At 66.5% G+C, this 19,862-nt stretch carries 19 protein-coding genes and 1 pseudogene; 13 read left to right on the forward strand and 7 right to left on the reverse strand.

The window, feature by feature from the left end:
• Positions 1 to 19: 19 nt before the first annotated feature.
• The 3 genes and pseudogenes from ROV93_RS03710 to ROV93_RS03720 form a co-directional block, all read right to left on the reverse strand.
• Complete coding sequence (locus ROV93_RS03710) at positions 20 to 478, reverse strand: SRPBCC family protein (RefSeq protein ID WP_088497286.1); 459 nt, start codon at positions 476 to 478, stop codon at positions 20 to 22.
• Positions 479 to 480: 2 nt separating this feature from the next.
• Positions 481 to 795, reverse strand: a complete 315-nt coding sequence (locus ROV93_RS03715) for a metalloregulator ArsR/SmtB family transcription factor (protein WP_005416268.1) — start codon at positions 793 to 795, stop codon at positions 481 to 483.
• A gap of 11 nt (positions 796 to 806) precedes the next feature.
• Positions 807 to 1,116, reverse strand: a pseudogene (locus tag ROV93_RS03720) (SRPBCC domain-containing protein).
• Positions 1,117 to 1,349: 233 nt separating this feature from the next.
• On the opposite strand from ROV93_RS03720, the gene ROV93_RS03725 reads away from it, so the two are divergent.
• Both ROV93_RS03725 and ROV93_RS03730 read left to right on the forward strand, forming a co-directional pair.
• The gene (locus ROV93_RS03725) at positions 1,350 to 1,937 is read left to right on the forward strand and encodes a TetR/AcrR family transcriptional regulator (protein ID WP_072168955.1); all 588 of its coding nucleotides are present in this window, start codon (positions 1,350 to 1,352) and stop codon (positions 1,935 to 1,937) included.
• Positions 1,938 to 2,029: 92 nt separating this feature from the next.
• A complete protein-coding gene (locus ROV93_RS03730) occupies positions 2,030 to 2,530 on the forward strand; it encodes a hypothetical protein (protein ID WP_072168954.1) in 501 nt (166 codons plus the stop codon).
• Positions 2,531 to 2,541: 11 nt separating this feature from the next.
• Here the strand turns inward: ROV93_RS03730 and ROV93_RS03735 are convergent, their stop codons facing one another.
• The 3 genes from ROV93_RS03735 to ftrA all read right to left on the reverse strand — a co-directional run bounded on the left by ROV93_RS03735 (position 2,542) and on the right by ftrA (position 4,647).
• On the reverse strand, positions 2,542 to 2,958 hold the full coding sequence (locus ROV93_RS03735; RefSeq protein ID WP_245884996.1) for a chemotaxis protein CheW: 417 nt from the start codon (positions 2,956 to 2,958) through the stop codon (positions 2,542 to 2,544).
• A 148-nt stretch (positions 2,959 to 3,106) separates the two neighbouring features.
• Positions 3,107 to 3,550 carry a BLUF domain-containing protein gene (locus tag ROV93_RS03740; protein ID WP_088497288.1) on the reverse strand — a complete coding sequence of 148 codons (444 nt, stop codon included), beginning with the start codon at positions 3,548 to 3,550 and terminating at the stop codon, positions 3,107 to 3,109.
• Positions 3,551 to 3,645: 95 nt separating this feature from the next.
• Positions 3,646 to 4,647, reverse strand: coding sequence for a transcriptional regulator FtrA (ftrA, locus tag ROV93_RS03745; RefSeq protein ID WP_072168951.1), 1,002 nt, complete (start codon positions 4,645 to 4,647; stop codon positions 3,646 to 3,648).
• Between the two features lie 338 nt (positions 4,648 to 4,985).
• On the opposite strand from ftrA, the gene ROV93_RS03750 reads away from it, so the two are divergent.
• From ROV93_RS03750 to ROV93_RS03790, 9 genes are all read left to right on the forward strand, one after another.
• On the forward strand, positions 4,986 to 7,562 hold the full coding sequence (locus ROV93_RS03750) for a TonB-dependent receptor (RefSeq protein ID WP_072168950.1): 2,577 nt from the start codon (positions 4,986 to 4,988) through the stop codon (positions 7,560 to 7,562).
• Positions 7,563 to 7,678: 116 nt separating this feature from the next.
• Positions 7,679 to 8,260: an FMN reductase gene (gene msuE / locus ROV93_RS03755; protein WP_072168949.1), complete on the forward strand. Its 582-nt coding sequence runs from the start codon at positions 7,679 to 7,681 to the stop codon at positions 8,258 to 8,260.
• 156 nt (positions 8,261 to 8,416) lie between these two features.
• The gene (locus ROV93_RS03760) at positions 8,417 to 8,779 is read left to right on the forward strand and encodes a DUF3088 family protein (protein WP_072168948.1); all 363 of its coding nucleotides are present in this window, start codon (positions 8,417 to 8,419) and stop codon (positions 8,777 to 8,779) included.
• Positions 8,780 to 8,793: 14 nt separating this feature from the next.
• Positions 8,794 to 9,771 carry an MsnO8 family LLM class oxidoreductase gene (locus ROV93_RS03765; RefSeq protein ID WP_312538562.1) on the forward strand — a complete coding sequence of 326 codons (978 nt, stop codon included), beginning with the start codon at positions 8,794 to 8,796 and terminating at the stop codon, positions 9,769 to 9,771.
• Between the two features lie 19 nt (positions 9,772 to 9,790).
• A complete protein-coding gene (locus ROV93_RS03770; protein ID WP_072168946.1) occupies positions 9,791 to 11,134 on the forward strand; it encodes an LLM class flavin-dependent oxidoreductase in 1,344 nt (447 codons plus the stop codon).
• Between the two features lie 4 nt (positions 11,135 to 11,138).
• The gene (locus tag ROV93_RS03775) at positions 11,139 to 12,359 is read left to right on the forward strand and encodes a M20 aminoacylase family protein (RefSeq protein ID WP_080376958.1); all 1,221 of its coding nucleotides are present in this window, start codon (positions 11,139 to 11,141) and stop codon (positions 12,357 to 12,359) included.
• The gene (locus ROV93_RS03780) at positions 12,356 to 12,907 is read left to right on the forward strand and encodes a GNAT family N-acetyltransferase (RefSeq protein WP_072168944.1); all 552 of its coding nucleotides are present in this window, start codon (positions 12,356 to 12,358) and stop codon (positions 12,905 to 12,907) included. Before ROV93_RS03775 ends, ROV93_RS03780 begins: the two co-directional genes overlap by 4 nt.
• On the forward strand, positions 12,904 to 14,649 hold the full coding sequence (locus ROV93_RS03785; protein WP_072168943.1) for an amino acid ABC transporter permease/ATP-binding protein: 1,746 nt from the start codon (positions 12,904 to 12,906) through the stop codon (positions 14,647 to 14,649). The genes ROV93_RS03780 and ROV93_RS03785 overlap by 4 nt, the downstream gene beginning before the upstream one ends.
• A 16-nt stretch (positions 14,650 to 14,665) precedes the next feature.
• The gene (locus ROV93_RS03790) at positions 14,666 to 15,643 is read left to right on the forward strand and encodes an ABC transporter substrate-binding protein (protein ID WP_072168942.1); all 978 of its coding nucleotides are present in this window, start codon (positions 14,666 to 14,668) and stop codon (positions 15,641 to 15,643) included.
• A 59-nt stretch (positions 15,644 to 15,702) separates the two neighbouring features.
• Here ROV93_RS03790 and ROV93_RS03795 read toward each other — a convergent pair whose 3' ends face one another.
• On the reverse strand, positions 15,703 to 18,822 hold the full coding sequence (locus tag ROV93_RS03795; RefSeq protein ID WP_180890601.1) for a discoidin domain-containing protein: 3,120 nt from the start codon (positions 18,820 to 18,822) through the stop codon (positions 15,703 to 15,705).
• Positions 18,823 to 19,090: 268 nt separating this feature from the next.
• On the opposite strand from ROV93_RS03795, the gene ROV93_RS03800 reads away from it, so the two are divergent.
• The gene (locus ROV93_RS03800) at positions 19,091 to 19,303 is read left to right on the forward strand and encodes a hypothetical protein (protein WP_252744555.1); all 213 of its coding nucleotides are present in this window, start codon (positions 19,091 to 19,093) and stop codon (positions 19,301 to 19,303) included.
• Positions 19,304 to 19,337: 34 nt separating this feature from the next.
• Entirely contained in the window at positions 19,338 to 19,835 is a 498-nt protein-coding gene (locus ROV93_RS03805) for a DNA-binding protein (protein ID WP_072168940.1), read from the forward strand.
• Positions 19,836 to 19,862 lie beyond the last annotated feature (27 nt).

A 19,862-nucleotide genomic window follows, 5' to 3' on the forward strand; every position in this document is an offset into this window, starting at 1 on the left:
CCGCCGATAGCGGCACGACTCAGCTCGGCTTCGCAAACACATCCAATCCCTTGCCGGTCTCCAGCAGCGACTTCAGGCTCGACAGCACGATCGGCCAGCCCTGGCGGATGCCGGTATCCATGCCGCTGCCGGGTTCCAATTCGTCGTGGGTGACGGTAAGCCGCACCATGTCCTGGTAGGGCACGATCTCGAAGGTCACACGGCTGTAGGCGTCCGGGTCGTCGGCCTGCGAGGCGGCGGCCCAGGTGATGACCAGCCGCGAGGGCGGGGTGCTTTCCACCACTTCGCCGACCAGCTCGACCGAGCGCGTTTCGTCGGCGCGCACGTGCTGCCAGCGCGAGCCGGGTTTCCAGTCCGAGACGTTCTCGTGGCCCCAGTAGCGACTGGCGATCTCGGGGCGGGTGATGGCCTCGAACACCTTCTGTGGCGTGGACGCGATGTAGATCACGTGGATGAAGCGGGTGGTCTCTGCGGACATCGTCATTCTCCTTCCAGTTCGCGTTTCAGGTCATGCAGCAGGCTCAGGCGCTGCTGCTCGAACTTGCGTACCCAGCGCTCGTAGACTTCATGCAGCGGCACCGGGTTGATGAAGTGCAGCTTCTCGCGGCCACGGCGCACCGTGCTGATCAGGTTGGCGTCTTCCAGCAGGCCAAGGTGCTGGGTGACCGATTGCCGGGCCATGTCCAGGTGTTCGCAGAGCTGGCCCAGGGTCTGGCCGTTGTCTTCGCAAAGCAGGTCCAGCAGCGTTCTACGCGTGGGGTCGGCCAGTGCCTTGAACACCTTGTCTGCATTCATGCGGGGCGTCTTCAGTTCCAGTTGTCGATCCTGATGTCGTGTGGATTGGGCTGACCCTTGCCGGTTTCCAGCAGGGCCTTGAGGCTCAGCAGGAAGACCGCCCACTTGGTGCTGCAGTGGGAGGTGAACTCGACGCGTTCCTTCCAGCCTTCGTGGGTGAACAGGACGATGCAGTAGTCGCCTTCCTGCTTCAGCGCGAAGCGCACGTGGGTGCCGATCCATTCGGCAGGGCCGGCCAGGGACGCCTGGTGGGGTGGCCAGTGCTTGATACACCTGGCTTGCGGGGACCTTGATGCCGACCCGGTGTGCGATATCCACCATTGCAGGTTCCTCGCATGGGCCGGCAGGCGCCGCCCTTGAGTGGACTATATGCAGGTAAATACCTGCATGTCAAAACCGGCCACGAACGCCCGGATGTGGTAGTGCCGGCCGCTGGCCGGCATCCCGGTGGAGTTGGGTGCGTGCAGTGGCCGGCCAGCGGCCGGCACTACCAGATGCTGCCCACCCGGCTGCGGGGAGTTGACAGCGCTTCAACCTACTAGTAGGTTGGCTGCATGAAAGAGTCGCTCTCGCCCAAAGCCCAGGAGATCCTGGCCCACGCCCGTTCGCTGCTGGAGGCCGGTGGCTACAACGGTTTCAGCTACGCCGACGTGTCGGCGCGGGTGAACATCAGCAAGGCCAGCATCCATCACCATTTCCCCAGCAAGGTGGACCTGGTGCGCACGGTGGTTGAGCTGTACCGGGCCGAGGCGCGCGAAGGCCTGGCGCTGCTGGACCGGCAGCTGGACGACCCGTTGCAGGAGCTCAACGCGTATGTGGACTACTGGTCGAGCTGTATTGCCGGTGGCACGTCTTCGTTCTGCATCTGCGCGATGCTGGCGGCAGAGGCGCCGATGATCCCTGCGGAGATTGCCGAAGAAGTACGCGGGCATTTCGATGATTTGAGTGGCTGGTTGGCGCTCACGTTGGAAAAGGGCGCGGCGCTGGGTCAACTGCGCCTGCAGGGTTCGGTGGCCGATGAGGCCAAGGCGTTCATGTCATCGGTGCATGGCGCGATGCTGGCCGCGCGCGGTTTCGGCGATGCGGCGACGTTTGCTGCGCTGGCACGGCTGGCCATCGCGCGGGTGAGCGCGGCTGCCTGATAGATGTGTGGTGGGCCTGCGGCAACGTAGGCCTTTTCTTTGGTTCAGAAGTCTACCTACTAGTAGGTTCAATCAACCCTTGGAGATGTTCCATGTCGCACTCTCTGTCCACGCTGGGCGTGATCCACACGGCCGTCAGCCTTGTACCGGTGTTCGCCGCCCTGTATGCCTTCATTCGCCATCGCGCGATCGACCCCGCGACACGCTCCGGCAAGCTGTACCTGCTCGGGCTTGTGCTGTCGGTGGCAACGTCGTTCACCGTCTCCAGTACGGGCGGGATCAACCCGGGCCACGCATTCGGAGTGATCGTGCTGCTGATCGCCTTCGGCGGCGTGCTGGCCGGCCGGCTGCGCTGGCTGGGTGGCGCCGCACCCTACGTGTCGACGTTTGCGCTGTCCTTCAGCTTCCTGCTGTCGCTGGTGCCAGGCGTGAATGAAACGCTGACACGGTTGCCGGCAGCGCATCCGATTGCTGCGGCGCCGATGGCGCCGGTGGTGCTGCACACGTTGCTGGGATTGGCGGTGGTGTTTGTGATCGGCTTTGCCGCGCAGTGCTGGCGCATGCGGTTTGAACCGGTTCGCAGGCGCCCTTGAGCAGAGGCGCCTCAGTCCCGCACCGCGAGCGCGGCCAGCAGCGACTGCGGTTCGATCAGCGCAGCCGAACGTGTGGCATCCACCCGAACGTGCCCGCTGCAGAAATTGAACACCCGACCCTCGGCAGGCGCGGATACGTCTGGCGTTGCGTCCGGTGTTTCGATTTCCAGCACTTCATCTACCGCCAGCGCCAGGGTTGCGGTGCCGGCGGTGATCAACAGCATGGCTGGGCTGCCGCCATCGAATGCCGGTTGCCCGCTGAGCCTGCGCAGGTCGGCCACCGGCAACGGCTGCCCCCGTACCTCCAGGCTCCGCCTGCCATGCTGGTCCGCAGGGCCGAAGGTCTCGGGGCCGCGTATTTCCACGGCCAGCTGTACGTCGATCGCGAACAGGGCGGTGCCTGCACGCAGGACGACAACCTCGAACAACTCGGCGGGCGAGGGACGTGTTTCCGTTGAAGGTTGAGCGGGTACAGGCATGCTGTGGATCTGGCAGGAACGATGGGTAACGCGGCTTGAATGATGACGTGTGCAGGGAGTACGCGGCCGCGTGGGACTACGCGCGCAGGGCGGCGGTTCAGCTGGATCCGACGGACGCATGGTGCGCACTGAGCGGGCCGATGCGCGGAAAGTGCGGACGCAGCAGGCCGACGAGCTGATCCATGCCCGGAACGGCATGGCCAAATTCGTCCCATCGCGCATTGACCAGGCCGGACACCACGACCTGCCCGGTGTCGATGCGGGTCATGGCCCAATAGGGAACAGCACGCGCGCTGATGGCCATGTCCAGTACCGGCACGACGGCAGCATGCGAGCGACTGTCATGGATGCGGTGCTTGACCGCCTCCAGGCCGTCGGGCGGACCTTCGACGTACTGGAAAAACCGCTGCCCGTCGACGAGCAGCGCTCCGGTAACGTCCACGCGACGGTTGAACGTGGCAGAGCGGGAGACGATCTGCCGGAGCATTTCATCGGAAAGCCCAGCCGACATGTGGCTGGAGTAGGCAAATGCGTGGAGCATGGAAGGGGCTTCTTGTGACGCCCGTCACTATACGTGGGTCGCCATAGCCTGCCGTGAGCCTTTCCTCACGCATCACCGGGGAGTGATGCGTTGGATCAGCAGCCCACCAACCGATCCGCGCCAATTCCGCCGCGATGCTGGCTGCGGTATTGGGTAGGACTGGCGTCCACCTGGCCGCGGAAGTGCCGGCGGAACGACTCCTGCGAACCAAAGCCGGCCTGCTCGGCAATCCACTGCAGCGGCCGGTCGGTGGTTTCCAGCAGCTCGCGGGCGAATGCCACGCGCTCGCGGATCAGCCAGTCGATGGGTGACAGGCCGGTGGCTTCCAGGAACTGCCGCTGCAGCGTGCGCTGGCTGAGCGCGGCCTGCTCGGCAAGACTGCCCAGCGAGTGCGGCTCGCGCAGGTTGCGGCGCATCCATTCCATCAGTTTTGCCAGACGCGAGGGCTCGCCATTCGGAATGGCGCGGCTGACACGCTGGCTGCGTTCGGCATCACGCCATGGCGCCAGTACCAGCCGCTCGGCCACCAGGTTGGCCACGCGCGCGCCGTAGTCCTTGCGCACCATGTGCAGCATCATGTCCATGCCGGTGGCCGAGCCGGCCGAGGTGATGATGCTGCCGGTATCGACGTACAGCACGTCCTCGCGCACATCGATGCGCGGAAAGTCGCGTGCCAGCGCTTCGGTGAGGCGCCAGTGGGTGGTGGCCGGGCGGCCATCGAGCAGCCCGGCCCAGGCCAGCACGAAGGCGCCAGAGCAGATCGAGGCGATGCGCGCACCACGCGCGTGGGCGCGGACGAGTGCATCGAGCAGCGCCTGTGGCGGACGCTCGCTGGGTTCGCGCCATCCGGGAATGACGATGATGTCGGCGTCATCAACAGTGCTGAGATCGTAGGGCAGCTGCACCTGTGCATTGCCGAGCATGCGCAGTGCACCGGGTTCACCCGCGCACAGCTGGGTGCGGTACCAGGCCACGCCCAGTTCTGGCCGCACCGGTGCGAACAGGCCAACCGCACAACCGAATTCGAACAGCCCCTGGCCGTGGCAGGCAACGATGGCGACGAGCGGTGCGGTGGGATCGGCGGGTGGGCTGGGCATGGCTTGATGCTACGGATGCAGACGCGTGGCGCTGCGTGGTGCGAGGGCATGAGGTGATGCCGGGCAGGCATATGGAGCGGTCGCTCCCTTCCTGTAGGCCCGCGCCCACACTCGGTTCAGTGCCGGCGGGGTGGATGCATCTGACGCCGTCGCGAAGAGCAGCCGAACGTGGGCTCGGCTCTACAGGCAGCAGCGCACCGTTGCGGCCACCTAACGTCATTACCAGCGGTCATGTGGGTGGCCGGATGTTACGGCTGGGTGACGCGATCGCGCCTGTCGCGGTGGGTGAACAGGCCCTTGAATGGAAGCGTGTTTCCGGCCCACCCCCACGAGCCCCCATGCCTGCTGCCCACGCCCCTGTGCTGAACACTCTCGCCGTCCTGATCGCCAGCGTTCTGGCCGCATCGCCTGGCAATGCGGCTGACGCCGATGCGGATCCTGCTGCCACCGCTGCAACGGCCAACGTGGCAGCGTCCACGCTGGATGCGGTGGTCGTTACCGGGTCGCGCACCAGCACGCGCACGGTGAAGAACAGTTCCACCCCGATCGATGTGATTTCCGCAGAGGACCTTGCTGCGACCGGCCAGGCCAACCTGCTGGAAGCGTTGCAGCGCAGCCTGCCGTCGCTGAGCCAGATCGGTGGCTACCAGAGCGACCAGGAGAGCCTGATCCGTGGCTACCAGCTGCGCAATCTCTCGCCGGGTTACACGCTGGTGCTGGTGAACGGCAAGCGCCGCAATGCCAGTGCCTATGTGAGCGGTGCCAACGGCGGCGGTTTCCCCGGCCATGCCTGGGCTGACCTGGCGTTGATTCCAGTCTCGGCGATCGACCATGTGGAAGTGCTGCGCGATGGCGCGTCGGCCATCTATGGTTCGGACGCGATCACCGGCGTGGTCAACGTGATCCTGAAATCGCAGGCACACGGTGGCGAGCTTTCCGTGGAAAGCGGGCAGAGCATTGATGGCGATGGCGCGCGCACCAGCTTGCGTGCCAACGTGGGCCTGCCGTGGGGCGCCGATGGCTTCGTCAACCTGTCGGGCGAAACCACGCGGCAGCACCACGCGATCCGTACCCGCCGCTACATTGATGGCTATCTGAGCTATCCGGCGGTAGATGCCAACGGCAATCTGGTCGCGCTGCGACCGAACAACCGGTTGCCGGCCGGCGCATCGCCGAACCCGGCCGAGGCCAACCGCGATGCCGAGGCCAACACCATCCTCAGTTCGCCATCGTATGCGCTGAAGGCGTTTGCGGTGAACGTGGGCCATGGCCTGGGCGAGAGCGCGCAGTTCTACGCCAATGCCACCGCCAGTGATCGAACCGCGCAGGCGATCCAGAATTTCCGCCTGCCGGCGACCATCTTCACCACCTACAAGGCGCCGGGTGTGCTGAGCGTGTTTCCCGATGGCTTCCTGCCGTTGCTGGAAACCAAGGAGAAGCAGTACACCGGCACCGCAGGTGTGAAAGGCCAGATCGCGGGCTGGGATTACGACGCCAGCCTGACCGGCAACCGCAGCACGGTACGCACCTATACCCGCAACTCGGTGAACTACTCGCTGCCGTACCCTGGTTCGCCCACTGACTTCTATGATGGCAAGCTGGACTACCAGCAGGGCATCGCCAACCTCGACCTGCGCCGTGGCTTCGAGGTGGCGGCATTCGCTTCGCCGCTGGAAGTGAGCGCAGGTGCCGAGTACCAGCACGAACAGTACGAACGCGGCGCCGGGCAGTGGGAGTCGTACACCGGCTTCGGTGCCGCCGCGTTCGTGGGCTATTCCACCGCCGATGCGGTGAAGGCGACGCGCAACAGCAAGGCGGTCTATGTGGGCGCGGCCAGCAACATCACCGCGCGCTGGTATCTGGATGCGGCTGCACGCTGGGAAGATCATTCCGACTTCGGCAGCGTGTCCACCGGCCGCCTGACCACCCGCTTCGATTTCACCGATGCGCTGGGTGTGCGCGCTACGGTCAGCAACGGCTTCCATGCGCCCAGCCTGGGCGCGCAGTTCTACCAGGCCACCGGCAGCTGCCCGTGCGGCACCACGCTGGTGGCACAGGTGTCTTCGCCGGCGGCGATTGCGTTGGGTGCCACACCGCTGAAGCCGGAAAAGGCCACCAACTACAGCCTGGGCGTGACCTGGGACCCGAGCCCTGCGTTCCACCTGGCCGTGGATGCCTACCAGATCGACATCCGCGGCCAGCTCGGCCAGTCCAGCCAGATCGGCTACAACGCGCAGGATCCAGCGCGCATCACCGACAACAGCGGTACGGTGTTGAGTGCGGCGCAGAAGAACACCATCGATGCGCTGCTGGGTTCAGCCGGCATCAGCATCCTGCCGGGTGATGCGTTCTACGCCAGCTACTTCACCAATGTGGGCAATACCCGCACACGCGGTGTCGAGCTGACCCTGGAAGCGAACCAGGAAACGGCGTGGGGCAAGCTGCGCTGGAGCTATGCGGCCAACGTCGGCCGCACCACGATCCGGAAGGTCAGTGATATTCCGGCGGCGCTGCAGGGGCTGCCCAATATCAACCTGCTGACCAAATCCAGCGAGTACGCACTGCGCTTCCGCACGCCCAGCTACACCCAGGTGGCGGGCTTGGGCTGGCAGAACGGGCGCTGGCGCTCGAATGTCGACTTCACCTACTACGGCCCGATCAAGCGCCTGAACAACGGCGTGGAATACAGGCAGCCGCCGGTGCTGGTGACCAACCTTTCAGGTGCGGTGGAGCTGGGTGCGGGCTGGAGCGCGGCGCTGGGCGTCAACAACGTGTTCGACAAGCGCACGCGCAAGGTGCCGGAGTACGCGCGCAGTGCTACCGATGTGGCCAGCATCGAGACGACGTGGGATTCGGGCGATGTGCTGAGCCGGATCGGGACGTTCTGGTACGGGCGGATCAATTACCGGTTCTGAGGTGGAGCAGCCGAGCATGGCTCGGCTCTACAAAGGCAACAGCAGCCGAGCATGGCTCGGCTCTACAGAACGCGAAAGGCGGCCGGACGGGGTTCGGCATCATCGAGGAGCAGTTCATGTCTTCTGCATTGAAGGTGGTTGCAGTGGTAGGGTCACCGACCAGCTCGGCGACGTCGCGCACGTTGCTGCTGGTGCGGCACCTGTTGGCGTCGTTGCAGCAGCGGGTACACGCCAGCGTGGAGGTGGTGGAGCTGGCGCCGATCGCGCGCTCGCTGGGGCAGTCGTTGTCTCGCGATGAGGCGGAGCCTGCGGTGGAGCAGGCGTTGCAGACGATCGAGGCGGCCGAGCTGCTGGTGGTGGCCGCGCCGGTGTATCGGGGGTCGTATCCGGGGCTGTTCAAGCACCTGGTCGACTTCATCGAGCTGGAGGCGCTGGTGGATACACCGGTGCTGCTGGCGGCGACCGGGGGCAGCGAGCGCCATGCACTGGTGATCGACCATCAGTTGCGGCCGTTGTTCAGTTTCCTGCAGGCGCACACGCTGCCGATCGGGGTGTATGCCACGCCTGCCGACTTTGATGGCGAGCACATCAACAGTGCAGCGTTGCAGGCCCGCATCGCGCTGGCGACCGAGCGTGCGGCCGGGCATCTGGCTACGCAGGCGCTGGCGGTAGCGGCGCCACTGCGACGCATCGCCTGATGCCATAACCGGCGGCGCTTTGCATATGGCCAAGGCGCATCTGCGTGGCCGGATCTGACCGCCGATTGTCGCCTGGCACCGCCACCGCAAGCACCGGCATCCCTAGCATCGAAATCGAAGCGGCATCGCATTGCCGGCCCTGATGAGGACACTCCCGTGGCGTTGGACGCAGCAAGCAAACCCATCCTGTTCCTGCTCGACCGCGAGTTCGAGGATGGCCTGATTCCTGGCCAGCGTTTCTTCTGCCGGCACAGCCTGCTGCTGGAAGGGGCGCTGTCGAGTATCGACGGCCTCGACGCGCAGCTGGATGTGCGCCGCATCGGCTTCGCGCGGCCACGCCGCGAGGTGATCGCCGAGATCGGCGAGCAGGACCAGTCGTTGCCCAAGCTGGTGCTGCCGCAGGGTGTGCGCAGCGAGCTGGCCAGTGGCGTGCATCAGGACCGCCAGTACATCTCCGGTGCCGAGCCAATCCTGGCCGCGCTGAACGGCTTGCTTGGCATTCCTGTAGCCCACCCCTGAGCGAGGACGCGACCGTGAGCTATCTCATCAGTGTGCTGGACAAGAGCCCGGTGGCCGAAGGTGCTTCGCCCGAACAGGCGCTGCGCAACAGCCTGCAGCTGGCGCAGCGTGCCGAGCAGCTGGGTTACCACCGGTACTGGTTCGCCGAGCACCATGCTGCCCCGGCGCTTGCCAGCCCGGCGCCGGAAGTGCTGGCAGCCTGGGTGCTGGCGCAGACCCGGCGCATCCGCATCGGCAGTGGCGGGGTGATGCTGCGCCACTATGCGCCGTACAAGGTTGCAGAGAGCTTCAACCTGCTGGCGGGGTTGGCGCCGGGGCGCGTGGATCTGGGGGTGGGCAAGGCGCCCGGTGGCCTGCCAGCGTCGACCGCCGCGCTGGCGGCGGGACGCCCGGCATTCGCCGATTTCGACCAGCAGCTGCGAGACCTGGAGGGCTATCTGTCCGGTGCCGCGACCGAGGCGCTGGCGCGCCCGATTCCACAGCAGGCGCCTGAGCGCTTCCTGCTCGGGGCCAGCCCACAGAGCGCGAAGCAAGCAGCCGAGCTGGGCTGGCGCTTCGTGTACGCCGCGCACTTCGATGGCGACCCGAAACATATCGAGGCTGCGTTCGACGCTTACCGCAGCGTCTCCTCGCAGCCCCCGCTGCTGGCCACGGTGGCCTTCGCCGCACCGACTGCCGAAGCAGCAGCGCGTCATATCGGCGCGCTGCGCGTCTACAAGCTGCACCTCGGTCCGGGGCAGGCGGTGAACCTGCCCAGCCCCGAGGCGGCTGCCGAGTACGCGCGCCAGGTGGGCTTGGCCGACTTCCGCATCGAGGAAACGCGCCCCAGCGTGCTGTCCGGTGATGCGCAGCATGTGCGCGGCGAACTGGACGCGCTGCACCGGCGTTTCGGCGTGGGCGAATTCATCCTCGACGCGCCGGTGGCCGACCTTGACGCACGCCTGACATCCCTCGAACTGCTGTCGCCTGCGCCGCGCGCGGCGGTGGCCTGACCTGCAGGAGCGATTCCCAATGAGCACGACCCCGCGCCACATTCCGTTCGGCATCATGCTGCAGGGCCCCGGCAGCCACATGCATGCCTGGAAGCATCCGTCCAATCCGGCTGATGCCAGCGTCAACCTGCAGTTCTACATCGACATCGCGCGCACGGCCGAGGACAACGGTATCGCCTTCGGCTTCGTGGCCGACGGGTTGTATATCAACGAGAAGTCGATCCCGCATTTCCTCAACCGCTTCGAGCCGATCTCGCTGCTGTCGGCGCTGGCCACGGCAACGAAGAAGATCGGCCTGGCGGGTACGCTGTCGACGTCCTACAGCGATCCGTTCACCGTGGCCCGCCAGTTCGCCTCGCTGGATCTGCTCAGCGGCGGCCGTGCCGGCTGGAACGTGGTGACCTCGCCACTGGAGGGTTCGGGCCGCAACTATGGCCGGCCACACCCGGAACATGCGCTGCGCTACCAGATCGCCGACGAGTATCTGGAGGTGGTGCAGGGGCTGTGGGATTCCTGGGACGACGACGCCTTCGTGCGCGAGCGCGACAGCGGTATCTTCTTCGCGCCGGAAAAGTTCCGCCGCCTCGACCACAAGGGCCGCTTCTTCCAGGTGGAAGGGCCGCTCAACATCCAGCGTTCGCCGCAGGGCCAGCCGGTGATCTTCCAGGCCGGTTCGTCCGACGACGGCATCGCGCTGGCCGGCAAGTACGCCGACGCGGTGTTCACCCACTCGCCGTCGCTGGAGGAAACCCGCGCGGTCACCCGGAAGGTGAAGAATTCGGCGATCGCGCATGGCCGCAGCGGCAATGACGTGAAGATCTTTCCGGGCATCGGCCCCATCGTCGGCCGTACTGCCGAGGAGGCTGAAGCCAAGTACCAGGCGATTGCCGCACTGGCAACGCTGGAGGATGCGCTGGCCTATCTCGGCCGGTTCTTCGACCACCACGATTTCAGCCAGTACAATCCGGACGCGCCCTTCCCGGAGCTGGGTGACATTGGCAGCAATTCGTTCCGCTCCACCACCGACCGCATCAAGCAGGATGCGCGTGAGAAGGGCCTGAGCCTGCGCCAGGTGGCATTGGAGGCAGTGAGCCCGCGACCAAACTTCATCGGTACGCCGGAGCACGTGGCCGATGAGCTGATCCGCTGGTTCGATGCCGGTGCCAGCGATGGCTTCATTCTCGGCTTTGCCGCGCAGCGCGAGGGCCTGGACGATTTCGTGACCCAGGTATTGCCGATCCTGCAGGCGCGGGGCTACCACCAGCGCGCGCTGGAAGGGCAGACGCTGCGCGAGCATCTGGGCCTGCCGTACAAGGCCAGCCGGTATGCGACCGACGCCGAACCGGCGCGGAAGGTGGGGTAGGGCAATGAGCGGAGAAACCGCAGTAGCACCGGGCCAGGCCCGGCGGAGTTCCCCAGCGACTGGCGTGTTGCCCGAAATCGCAGCACATGCCGAGGCCGCCATTGCGATCCGCCATGACCTGCACCGGCACCCGGAGCTGGCCTTCGAGGAGCATCGCACCAGCGCACGTGTGGCCGAACTTCTGCAGCAATGGGGTTATGACGTGACCACTGGCCTCGGCGGTACCGGCGTGGTCGGTACGTTACAGCGCGGGCAGGGCAGTCGTCGGCTGGGGCTGCGTGCCGACATCGATGCGCTGCCGATCCGCGAGGACTCCGGCCTGGCCTACGCCAGCCAGACCGAGGGCCTGATGCATGCCTGTGGTCACGATGGCCATACCGCCATCCTGCTGTCCGCCGCGCATTACCTGGCCCATCACGGCAATATCGACGGCACCCTGCAGCTGGTATTCCAGCCTGCAGAGGAGACGGGTTCGGGCGCGTCGAAGATGATTGCCGATGGCCTGTTCGAACGCTTCCCGGTGGATGCGATCTATGGGCTGCACAACTGGCCGGGCGCGCCGGTGGGGCACTTCGGCTTTGTCGATGGCCCGGCGATGGCGTCGGTGGACTGGGCGCGGCTGAAGGTGATCGGCAAGGGCGGCCACGGTGCCGAGCCGCAGGGCAGCATCGACCCGATCCTGGCGGCAGCGCACATCGTTACCGCGCTGCAGAGCGTGGTGTCGCGCAATGTCGATCCGCGGCAGATGGGCGTGGTCACCGTCGGCTCGATCCACGGCGGCCAGGCCGCCAATGTGATTCCGGACGTGGTCGAGCTGAAGCTGACCGTGCGCGCCTACCTGCCCGAGGTGCGCGACACGCTGCGACGCCGGGTCACGGAACTTGCCGAGCAGACCGCCGCCGCGTTCGGCGCGCGCGCCGAGATTGAGTTCCCGCGCGGCTTCCCCAGCGTGATCAACCACCCGCAGCAGACCGCCTACGTCCGCAAGGTGGCGGTGCAGGGCTTCGGCGCCGAACAGGTGGTGCCCGACTTCGCACCGCGCACCGCCAGTGAGGACTTTGCCTTCCTGCTGCAGGCGCGGCCCGGCAGCTTCGTGTTCGTCGGCAACGGCGACAGCGCACCGTTGCACAGCCCACGCTATGTGTTCAACGACGCCGCCATTGCACCCGCTGCCAGCCTGTGGGCACGGCTGGCCGAAGACTATCTGGTGAAGGACGTGGCATGAGCAGCAACGAACGCTTCCTGTACACCTCGGTGGATGACCCACTGGCGCGGCCGCTGTTCGACGGCCTGGAGCAGGAGTACGACAGCCGCTACGCCGACGTGCGTCGACGCATCGGTGGCAGCGCCCGCGAGGAGCTGCAGCGCTATCCGGCGCAGGCCTTTGCGGCCCCGGTGGGCGCCTTCGTGCTGCTGCTGCGCGACGGGGTGGCGATTTCCGGCGGTGCGTTCATGCCGCACTGTGATCCGGATACCGCCGAATTCAAGCGCATCTGGACGCTGCCCGGGCTGCGTCGCCAGGGCATTGCGCGGCGCGTGCTGCAGGAGCTGGAAGAGCAGGCGGCGCGGCAAGGGTATCGGCGGGTGTTCCTGACGACGGGCTTCCGCCAGCCTGAAGCTGTTGGCCTGTACCTCAGCCATGGTTACACCGCGCTGTTCGATCTGGATGCGGATCCCGAAACCATTGCGCACCTGCCGTTCGAAAAGCACCTGCGGGCACCGGCGCCCCCCATCGTGCCTGCACAGACCCAGCTGCAAGGAGCCCACGCGTGAGCACGCCTTCGACCGCGCTGGATGGCATTGCAACCCGGCCGGCGCCAGCGCCGGCGCTGAAGATCGTGCCGGCCCGGCATCCGCTGCAGGTCTTCGGCACGGTGCTGGCACTGGCGCTGATCCTGATCGGGCTGCAGTCCGTGCTGGGCAATCCGCGCTGGGGCTGGGGCACCTTCGCCGAATGGTTCTTCGCGCGCCCGGTGCTTGAGGGACTGGGCCGCACGCTGCTGCTGACCGCGCTCGGTACTGGCCTCGGCTTCGCCTTGGGCACGTTGCTTGCGCTGGCCCGCGTCTCCGGCTCGCCGCTGCTGTCGGCGGTGTCGTGGGGCTACGTTTGGCTGTTCCGCTCGATCCCGCTGCTGGTGCTGTTGCTGCTGCTGAACAATCTGGGCTACCTGTACAGCACCATCGAACTGAGCGTGCCGTTCACCGGCATCAACCTGTTCTCGTACCCGACCACGCAGCTGATCGGTGTGTTCACTGCCGCGGTGCTGGGCCTGACCCTGAACCAGGCCGCGTTCTCGGCCGAAGTGATCCGCGGCGGCATTCTGTCGGTTGACCACGGCCAGCACGAGGCCGCGGCCGCGCTGGGCCTGCCACGTGGCCGCCAGGTGCGCCGCATCATCCTGCCGCAGGCGATGCGCTCGATCCTGCCGGCCGCGTTCAACGATGTGATCGGCCTGGCCAAGAGCACGTCGGTGGTCTACGTGCTGGCGCTGCCTGAGCTGTTCTACACGGTGCAGGTGATCTACCGCCGCAACCTGGAGGTGGTGCCGCTGCTGATGGTGGCCACGGTCTGGTACCTGGTGATCCTGACCGCACTTTCACTGCTGCAGCGACGGGTGGAGCAGCGCTTCGCGCGCGGCCAGCTGCAGCGCGAGCGCACGGCGTCGCGCGTGTCATCGCCGCTGCGCGTGCAGAGCGATGCTGCGCAGCGCTCGATCCACCGCCCGCGCATCGCCCCCCAGGTCGAAGCGGGCGAGGGCGCGGCGGTATCGCTGCACGGCGTAGGCAAGGTGTTTGGCGACCAGCCGGTGCTGGAGGATGTGAACCTGGACCTGCGCGCCGGCAGCGTGACGGTGCTGATCGGCCCATCGGGCGCCGGCAAGTCCACGCTGCTGCGGCTGATCAACCACCTGGAGCGTGCCGACAGCGGCTATGTGACCGTCGGCGGCCAGCTGATCGGCTACCGCCGTGACGGTGACACCCTGTACGAACTGCCTGAGCGTGAGATCCGCCGTCGGCGTGCCGAGGTGGGCATGGTGTTCCAGGGCTTCAATCTGTTCCCGCACCTGACCGCGCTGGAGAACATCATCGAGGCACCGATCGCGGTGCGTGGCGTGCCCCGTGTGCAGGCCGAACAACAGGCGCGCACGCTGCTGGAGCGGGTCGGCCTGGCCGACAGGGCCGATGCTTTCCCGCGCCAGCTGTCCGGTGGCCAGCAACAGCGCATCGCGATTGCCCGCGCGCTGGCGCTGCAACCGAAGGTGCTGCTGTTCGACGAACCCACCTCTGCGCTGGACCCGGAACTGGTGGCCGAAGTGCTCAGTGTGATCGAAGAGCTGGCCCGCTCCGGCACCACGCTGGTAATTGTCACCCATGAATTGAGCTTCGCCCGCCGCGTGGCCGACCACGTGGTGATGATGGACCAGGGCCGGGTGATCGAGCAGGGCACGCCCGAGGCTCTGTTCGAGCGCCCGCGCCAGCAACGCACCGCCGATTTCCTGGCCAAGACCCTGTAACCCCGGAAGGAACACCATGAGCCCTGCAGCGCCGCGTCGCCCCTCGCGCAGCACCCTGTTGATCGTGGCGGTGCTGGTCATCGGCATCGCCGGCATCGTCTACTCGCGCGTGCGCCAGGCCCCGGAGGCTGCCACTGTGGCCGCGACCAGCCTGGCCGGTACCAACACCGCCGTGCTGAAGGGCACGCTCGACCCGAAGGCGCAGGCCCTGATTCCTGCGGGCTACCGCTTCGTCACGCCGGGCGCATTCACCGTGGCGACCCATCCGGGGCAGCTACCGCTGGCCGACTACGGCGCGGACAGCAAGGACGTGGTCGGCATCGAGCCCGACATCGCGCGGCTGATTGCCGATGCGTTGGGCCTGAAGCTGGTGATCGTGCCGGTCGCGTGGGCGGACTGGCCGCTGGGGCTGGAATCGGGCAAGTACGATGCGGTGCTGTCGAACGTGACGGTGACCGAAGAGCGCAAGAAGAAGTTCGACTTCTCCAGCTACCGCTACGATCTTCTGGGCATCTACACGCGCAGCGATGGGCCCATCCAGAAGATCGAGAAACCCGCTGATGTGGCCGGGCTGAAGGTCGTGGTGGGCGCCAGCACCAACCAGGACCAGATCCTGCGGCAGTGGGACCGGCAGAACATTGCGGCCGGCCTGAAACCGGTGGAGTACCAGTACTTCGATGACGCCGTGGTCGGCCGCTTGGCGGTGATCACTGGCCGCGCCGATGTCTCGTTCGAGCCCAATGCCACCGGCGCCTACTCGGCACGCGATGGCAAGGTGCGGCGCGTGGGCCTGTTCCCCGGTGGCTGGCCGAACGCTGCGGCGATCTCGGTGGCCACGCGCAAGGGCAGCGGCCTGGCCGATGCGGTGACGCAGGCGTTGAACACCCAGATCGGCAGCGGCACCTATGCGCAGGCATTGAAGCGCTGGAACGTGGCCGAGGAGGCGGTGCCGCAATCGCAGACCAATCCGCCGGGGTTGCCGACGCTGCAATGACACCGGGCGTGGCCCGGCGCTACCGCTGCTTCTGTAGAGCCGAGCCATGCTCGGCTGCTCTACCAACGCGCCTCCAGCGTTCTGAATGGTCTTGCCAGGCGCACGCCCTCTGCATCGAACGCGGTAACGTCGCGCCCATCCACACGCACGGTCTTCGGCATCGTCCGCGCCGGCCACCAGACCTTCACCGCCGTCCCACTGCGCAGGCCCTTGCCCAGCGTGATCGATAGCGTGCCGTCGCGTTGCCGTGCCTGCATCTGCAACGTGCCATACGCGGTGGGCAGGCCTTCCACCGCCAATCCATCGCCCGCCACCCACGATGGCGGCGTGCCCGGCAGCAGCGAGAGCGCATCATCGTCTTCGCGCATCAGCATGCCGAACAGCGTGCGGCCGTATTCGGCGCCGATCCAGGTATGCGGCATGTCGCCCAGGTAGCGCGGGAAGCGCAGGCGCGAATGCACGACCTCGGCCAGCACCTGCCACCGAAGCGGGCGCCGGTCATGCAGCAGCCCCTGCAGCAGCTCATCGGCGACCTGCGGCTGGCCCAGGTGCACATAGCTCAGCACGTTGCGGATCTCGTACGGGGTGTAGGCGTACAGCGCACCGGGCTGGCTGCGCTTGCGCACATCGTCCAGATAGCGCGCGAAGGTGGTCCGCAGCGCCTCGGCGGGCAACACGCTCTGTGCGCCGGTCGGGTCCAGTGCGATCGAAACGCCAGTGGGATCGCCATCGCCCAGGTCGGCCGAGGAGGGAATGAAGTCGATGCCCTTCCACGCCATCGTCGCCCGGATCGAGGCATGCAGTGCGTCGTAGAGCAGCTTGTATTGTTCGCGCGCCCAGGCTGCGGTCTGGTGGTCGCCGAGCGATTCGGCCAGCCAGGCGCCGTCGTGCCAGCCCTTCAGGCCCCAGTAGTCATCCCAATAGCTGTGGGTGGGCGAGGGGTAGCCCTCATGGCTGATCGACGGCGCAAGAATGCCCGCGAACCGTTCCGGCGAAGGCTGGTCGGCCTTGTAACCGGGCACCAGCGTGCGCTCGCGCAGCTCCTGCAGGAAGCGCAGCGCGGCCTTCACCTTCGGCAGGTAGTCACGCACCGACTCGGGTCCGCCGTCCAGGCGCGCGACATCGGCCACCAGCGCGACGTACTGGCCCTGACTGTCGTACTCGATGTCCGATCCAAAGCCGGTGTTGACGCTGCCATCGTCGTTGAGGATCGGTGAGACCAGGCCGTTGGCATGCACGCCGTGTTCGCTGTACCAGGCCAGGTAGTCGCGCGCCACGCGGGCTTCGCCCATCCGCAGCAGCACCGCCGAGGTGGCCATGCCGTCGCGGATGAAGGAACGGTTGTAGTTGCGCGGGCCGGGCTGCATGGCTGGACCGGTCTGGTTGATCAGCATGTAGGCGGCCTGCGCGCGCAGCATGTCCACCAGCGACGGATCGGGCAGGCGCAGGCCGACCTGGCCCAGCCGTGCCTGCCAGTCCGCAGACGCCTGCGTGGCCAGTGAATCAAACGCCGCATTGGCATCGCGGGGCAGCGTGGCCAGATCCAGCGCAGGCGCTTCGGGCAGCACGCCATTGGCATCGGCGGCGGCGGTGCCCAACGGGAACGCGACCACGATGGCATCGCTGCTTCCCGGCGCCAACGAGACGCGGTAGTTCAACGCAGCCGAGGCAAGCCCCTGGTCATCACGCGCCTGTTGTGTGGAAGGCAGCTGGCCGGCAGCGAGACTTGCGGTGATCTCCGTTGCGCCATCCTTGCCGAATGGCGCCGCGCCGGATGCGGTCACTGGAGTAAGCGACTGCAGCAGCGTGCGGCCATTGATACGCAGGGCCTGCCCATCGATGGTCACCTCGCGGATCGGGGACAGCCCGCCGTTCTGCCATGGCGGATTCATCTGCATCGGGCGCACGACCAGGCTGAGCGTGCCTTCGATCTTCGTGCTTCCCGTGTTCTGCAGGCGATGCCGCAGGAAGGTCACCGGCTGGCCATCGCGCTCAATGGCGAACACTTCACTGCGCAGCTGCAGGCCGGGTTGCGGTGACCAGGTGGCGGAGGGCATCGGCTTCCAGCCGTCGCGCAGGGCATGCTGCATGGCCTGCCCGGCGGCGCCGGCGGTTTGGCCATCGGCATTGCGCCAGATGGGCTGCACCAGCGGTGCGCCCTTGAAGGCTTCCAGGTTGCCGTACTCGTCGAAGATCGACTTCTGTCGTCCTGCATGCACACCCACGGCCGTCCAGTAGGTCTGCTGCATCTGCAGCGAGGCCGGGAACAATGCGCGCTGGGCGCCGCTGGCGACGATCTGATACTGCTTCATCGGCGTCATCACGGCTTTCGGACCGAGCAGGCGCAGGCGTGCGATCTGCGGCGCAGCGCCGTCCACGCTCAGGCGGAAAGCACGCAATGGTTGTGCTGCAGTGGCGGCCAGCCAGCTTTGCCGGTGACTGGCCGTCTGTGCATCGTATGCGAGGTCCTGCCAACGGCCCCGTGCATCCTGCGCCTGTAGTCGGGCAGCGCCTCGTGCGCCATCGGCCCAGTCGACCACCAGGCCAGCCGTTGATTGGGCCTGCGGCAGCGTGATCTCGAACGTATGGGATCCATTTGCCCCGGCCGGCATCGCGACGGTGCCGCCGCCTTGCCAGAGCGCCGCCGCCTGCGCTGCATCGATACCGCTGACGCGTGCGCTGAGCGTGCTGTCCAGCGGCTCCATCTCGAAGATCGACACGCCCCAGTCGGAAGTGCGCTGCGGGCTGGCCAGCCGCAGGTAGCGCGCCTGCCGTGGCGCGAAGTACAGCGTTTCCACGTCGCCCAGCGAATCGGCCATCGTGTACGCGGTCTGCCACTGCCTGCCGTCCAGTGAGGTCTGCAGTGAATAGCCTTCCGGGTTGGAGACATCCCAGGTGAGCCGCGCGCCGGCCAGCATTGCAGGCGCGCCGAGATCGATCTGGAACCAGTGGCCCGGACTGAATGCACCGCCGGTAACGGTCTTCGGGTTGCCGTCGATCAGGTGGCTGATCGCCATCGCCGGCACCTGCTGCGAGGAACTGCTGGCCTGCCATTGGCTGCGCGGGGGAAGGGTCTGTGCCTGTGCGCTGGAGGCCAGGGCGGCCAACAGCAGGGCAGCGGCAGGGCGCAACGGGAAAGGCGGTGTGGAGACCTTGGAGCGTTCGGCGCGCAACGTCATTACGGACAGCCTCGCAGGTTCGGCCGGAATCGGGCGAGCGCTACGCTAGCAAGGGATGTAACCGGTTACATGACGCACTGCAGCGCCGCTGGACGCTGCCGCTGCCATCACGGGAGGGCTGACGGATGTGGCTCTGGACGTGTAGCGCGAATTGGCTAGGGTCACGTCGAAAGTCCTTTTAAGTGGGTTGTCATCTGACAACCAATGTGAACCGTGTGCAGACTATGGAGAACAAGGAAGGTCTCGAGCGCGTCATCCAGACAAGGACATCGAAGCGGCGTTGCAGTTCGCGGAGGATCGTGGGTGGAGGCTCCGTATGGCGGGCGGCCATGCGTGGGGCCGGATGTATTGCCCTTGCAACGACACCGATTGCCGATGCGGGGAGTTCTGCATCGTGAGCATCTGGAGCACACCGCGTAGCGGCAGCCATCATGCAAGAGCCTTGCGGCGTGTGGTCGAGAACTGCAGTCGTGAGCAATGAGATCACGCTTCGTCAGAAGCGAAGGGGGTCAATCATGGAGTTCGACTTCACCCTGAAGTACCGCTTGCCGGACACAGGTATTGAAATCGGCGTCCTCGAGCAGCGCCTGGCCGAAGGCGGCTGTGACGACGCGCTTGTGGGCCTTGGGCTGCCGGGACGGCTGGCCTTGGCGTTCTGCCGCGAAGCAGATAGCGCAGGGGCTGCCCTGCGTTCGGCGCTGGACGATGTGCAGCGGGCCGTGCCCGGTGCCGAACTGGTTGAAGTGAGCCCCGATCTGGTTGGGCTCACTGACGTCGCAGACCTGCTCGGAATGTCGCGCCAGAACATGCGGAAGCTCATGCTGGCCAACCCGCAGTCGTTTCCGTCCCCCGTGCATGACGGCTCGACCTCGATCTGGCATCTCGTCGACATTCTCGGTTGGCTGCGAGCGCGCGGCAGCGGGAAAGTCACGACGGAAATGACCGAGCTCGCCGCCGCTGCGCTACAGATCAATCTGGCCCGGGAAGGGCGCAGGCTTCACCCGAAGACGTAGCGGCGGCCAGAATCGGAGCCGACCGCA

Origin of the sequence: Stenotrophomonas maltophilia group sp. msm4, from assembly GCF_032025605.1 — a bacterium.
GTDB lineage: Bacteria > Pseudomonadota > Gammaproteobacteria > Xanthomonadales > Xanthomonadaceae > Stenotrophomonas > Stenotrophomonas sepilia.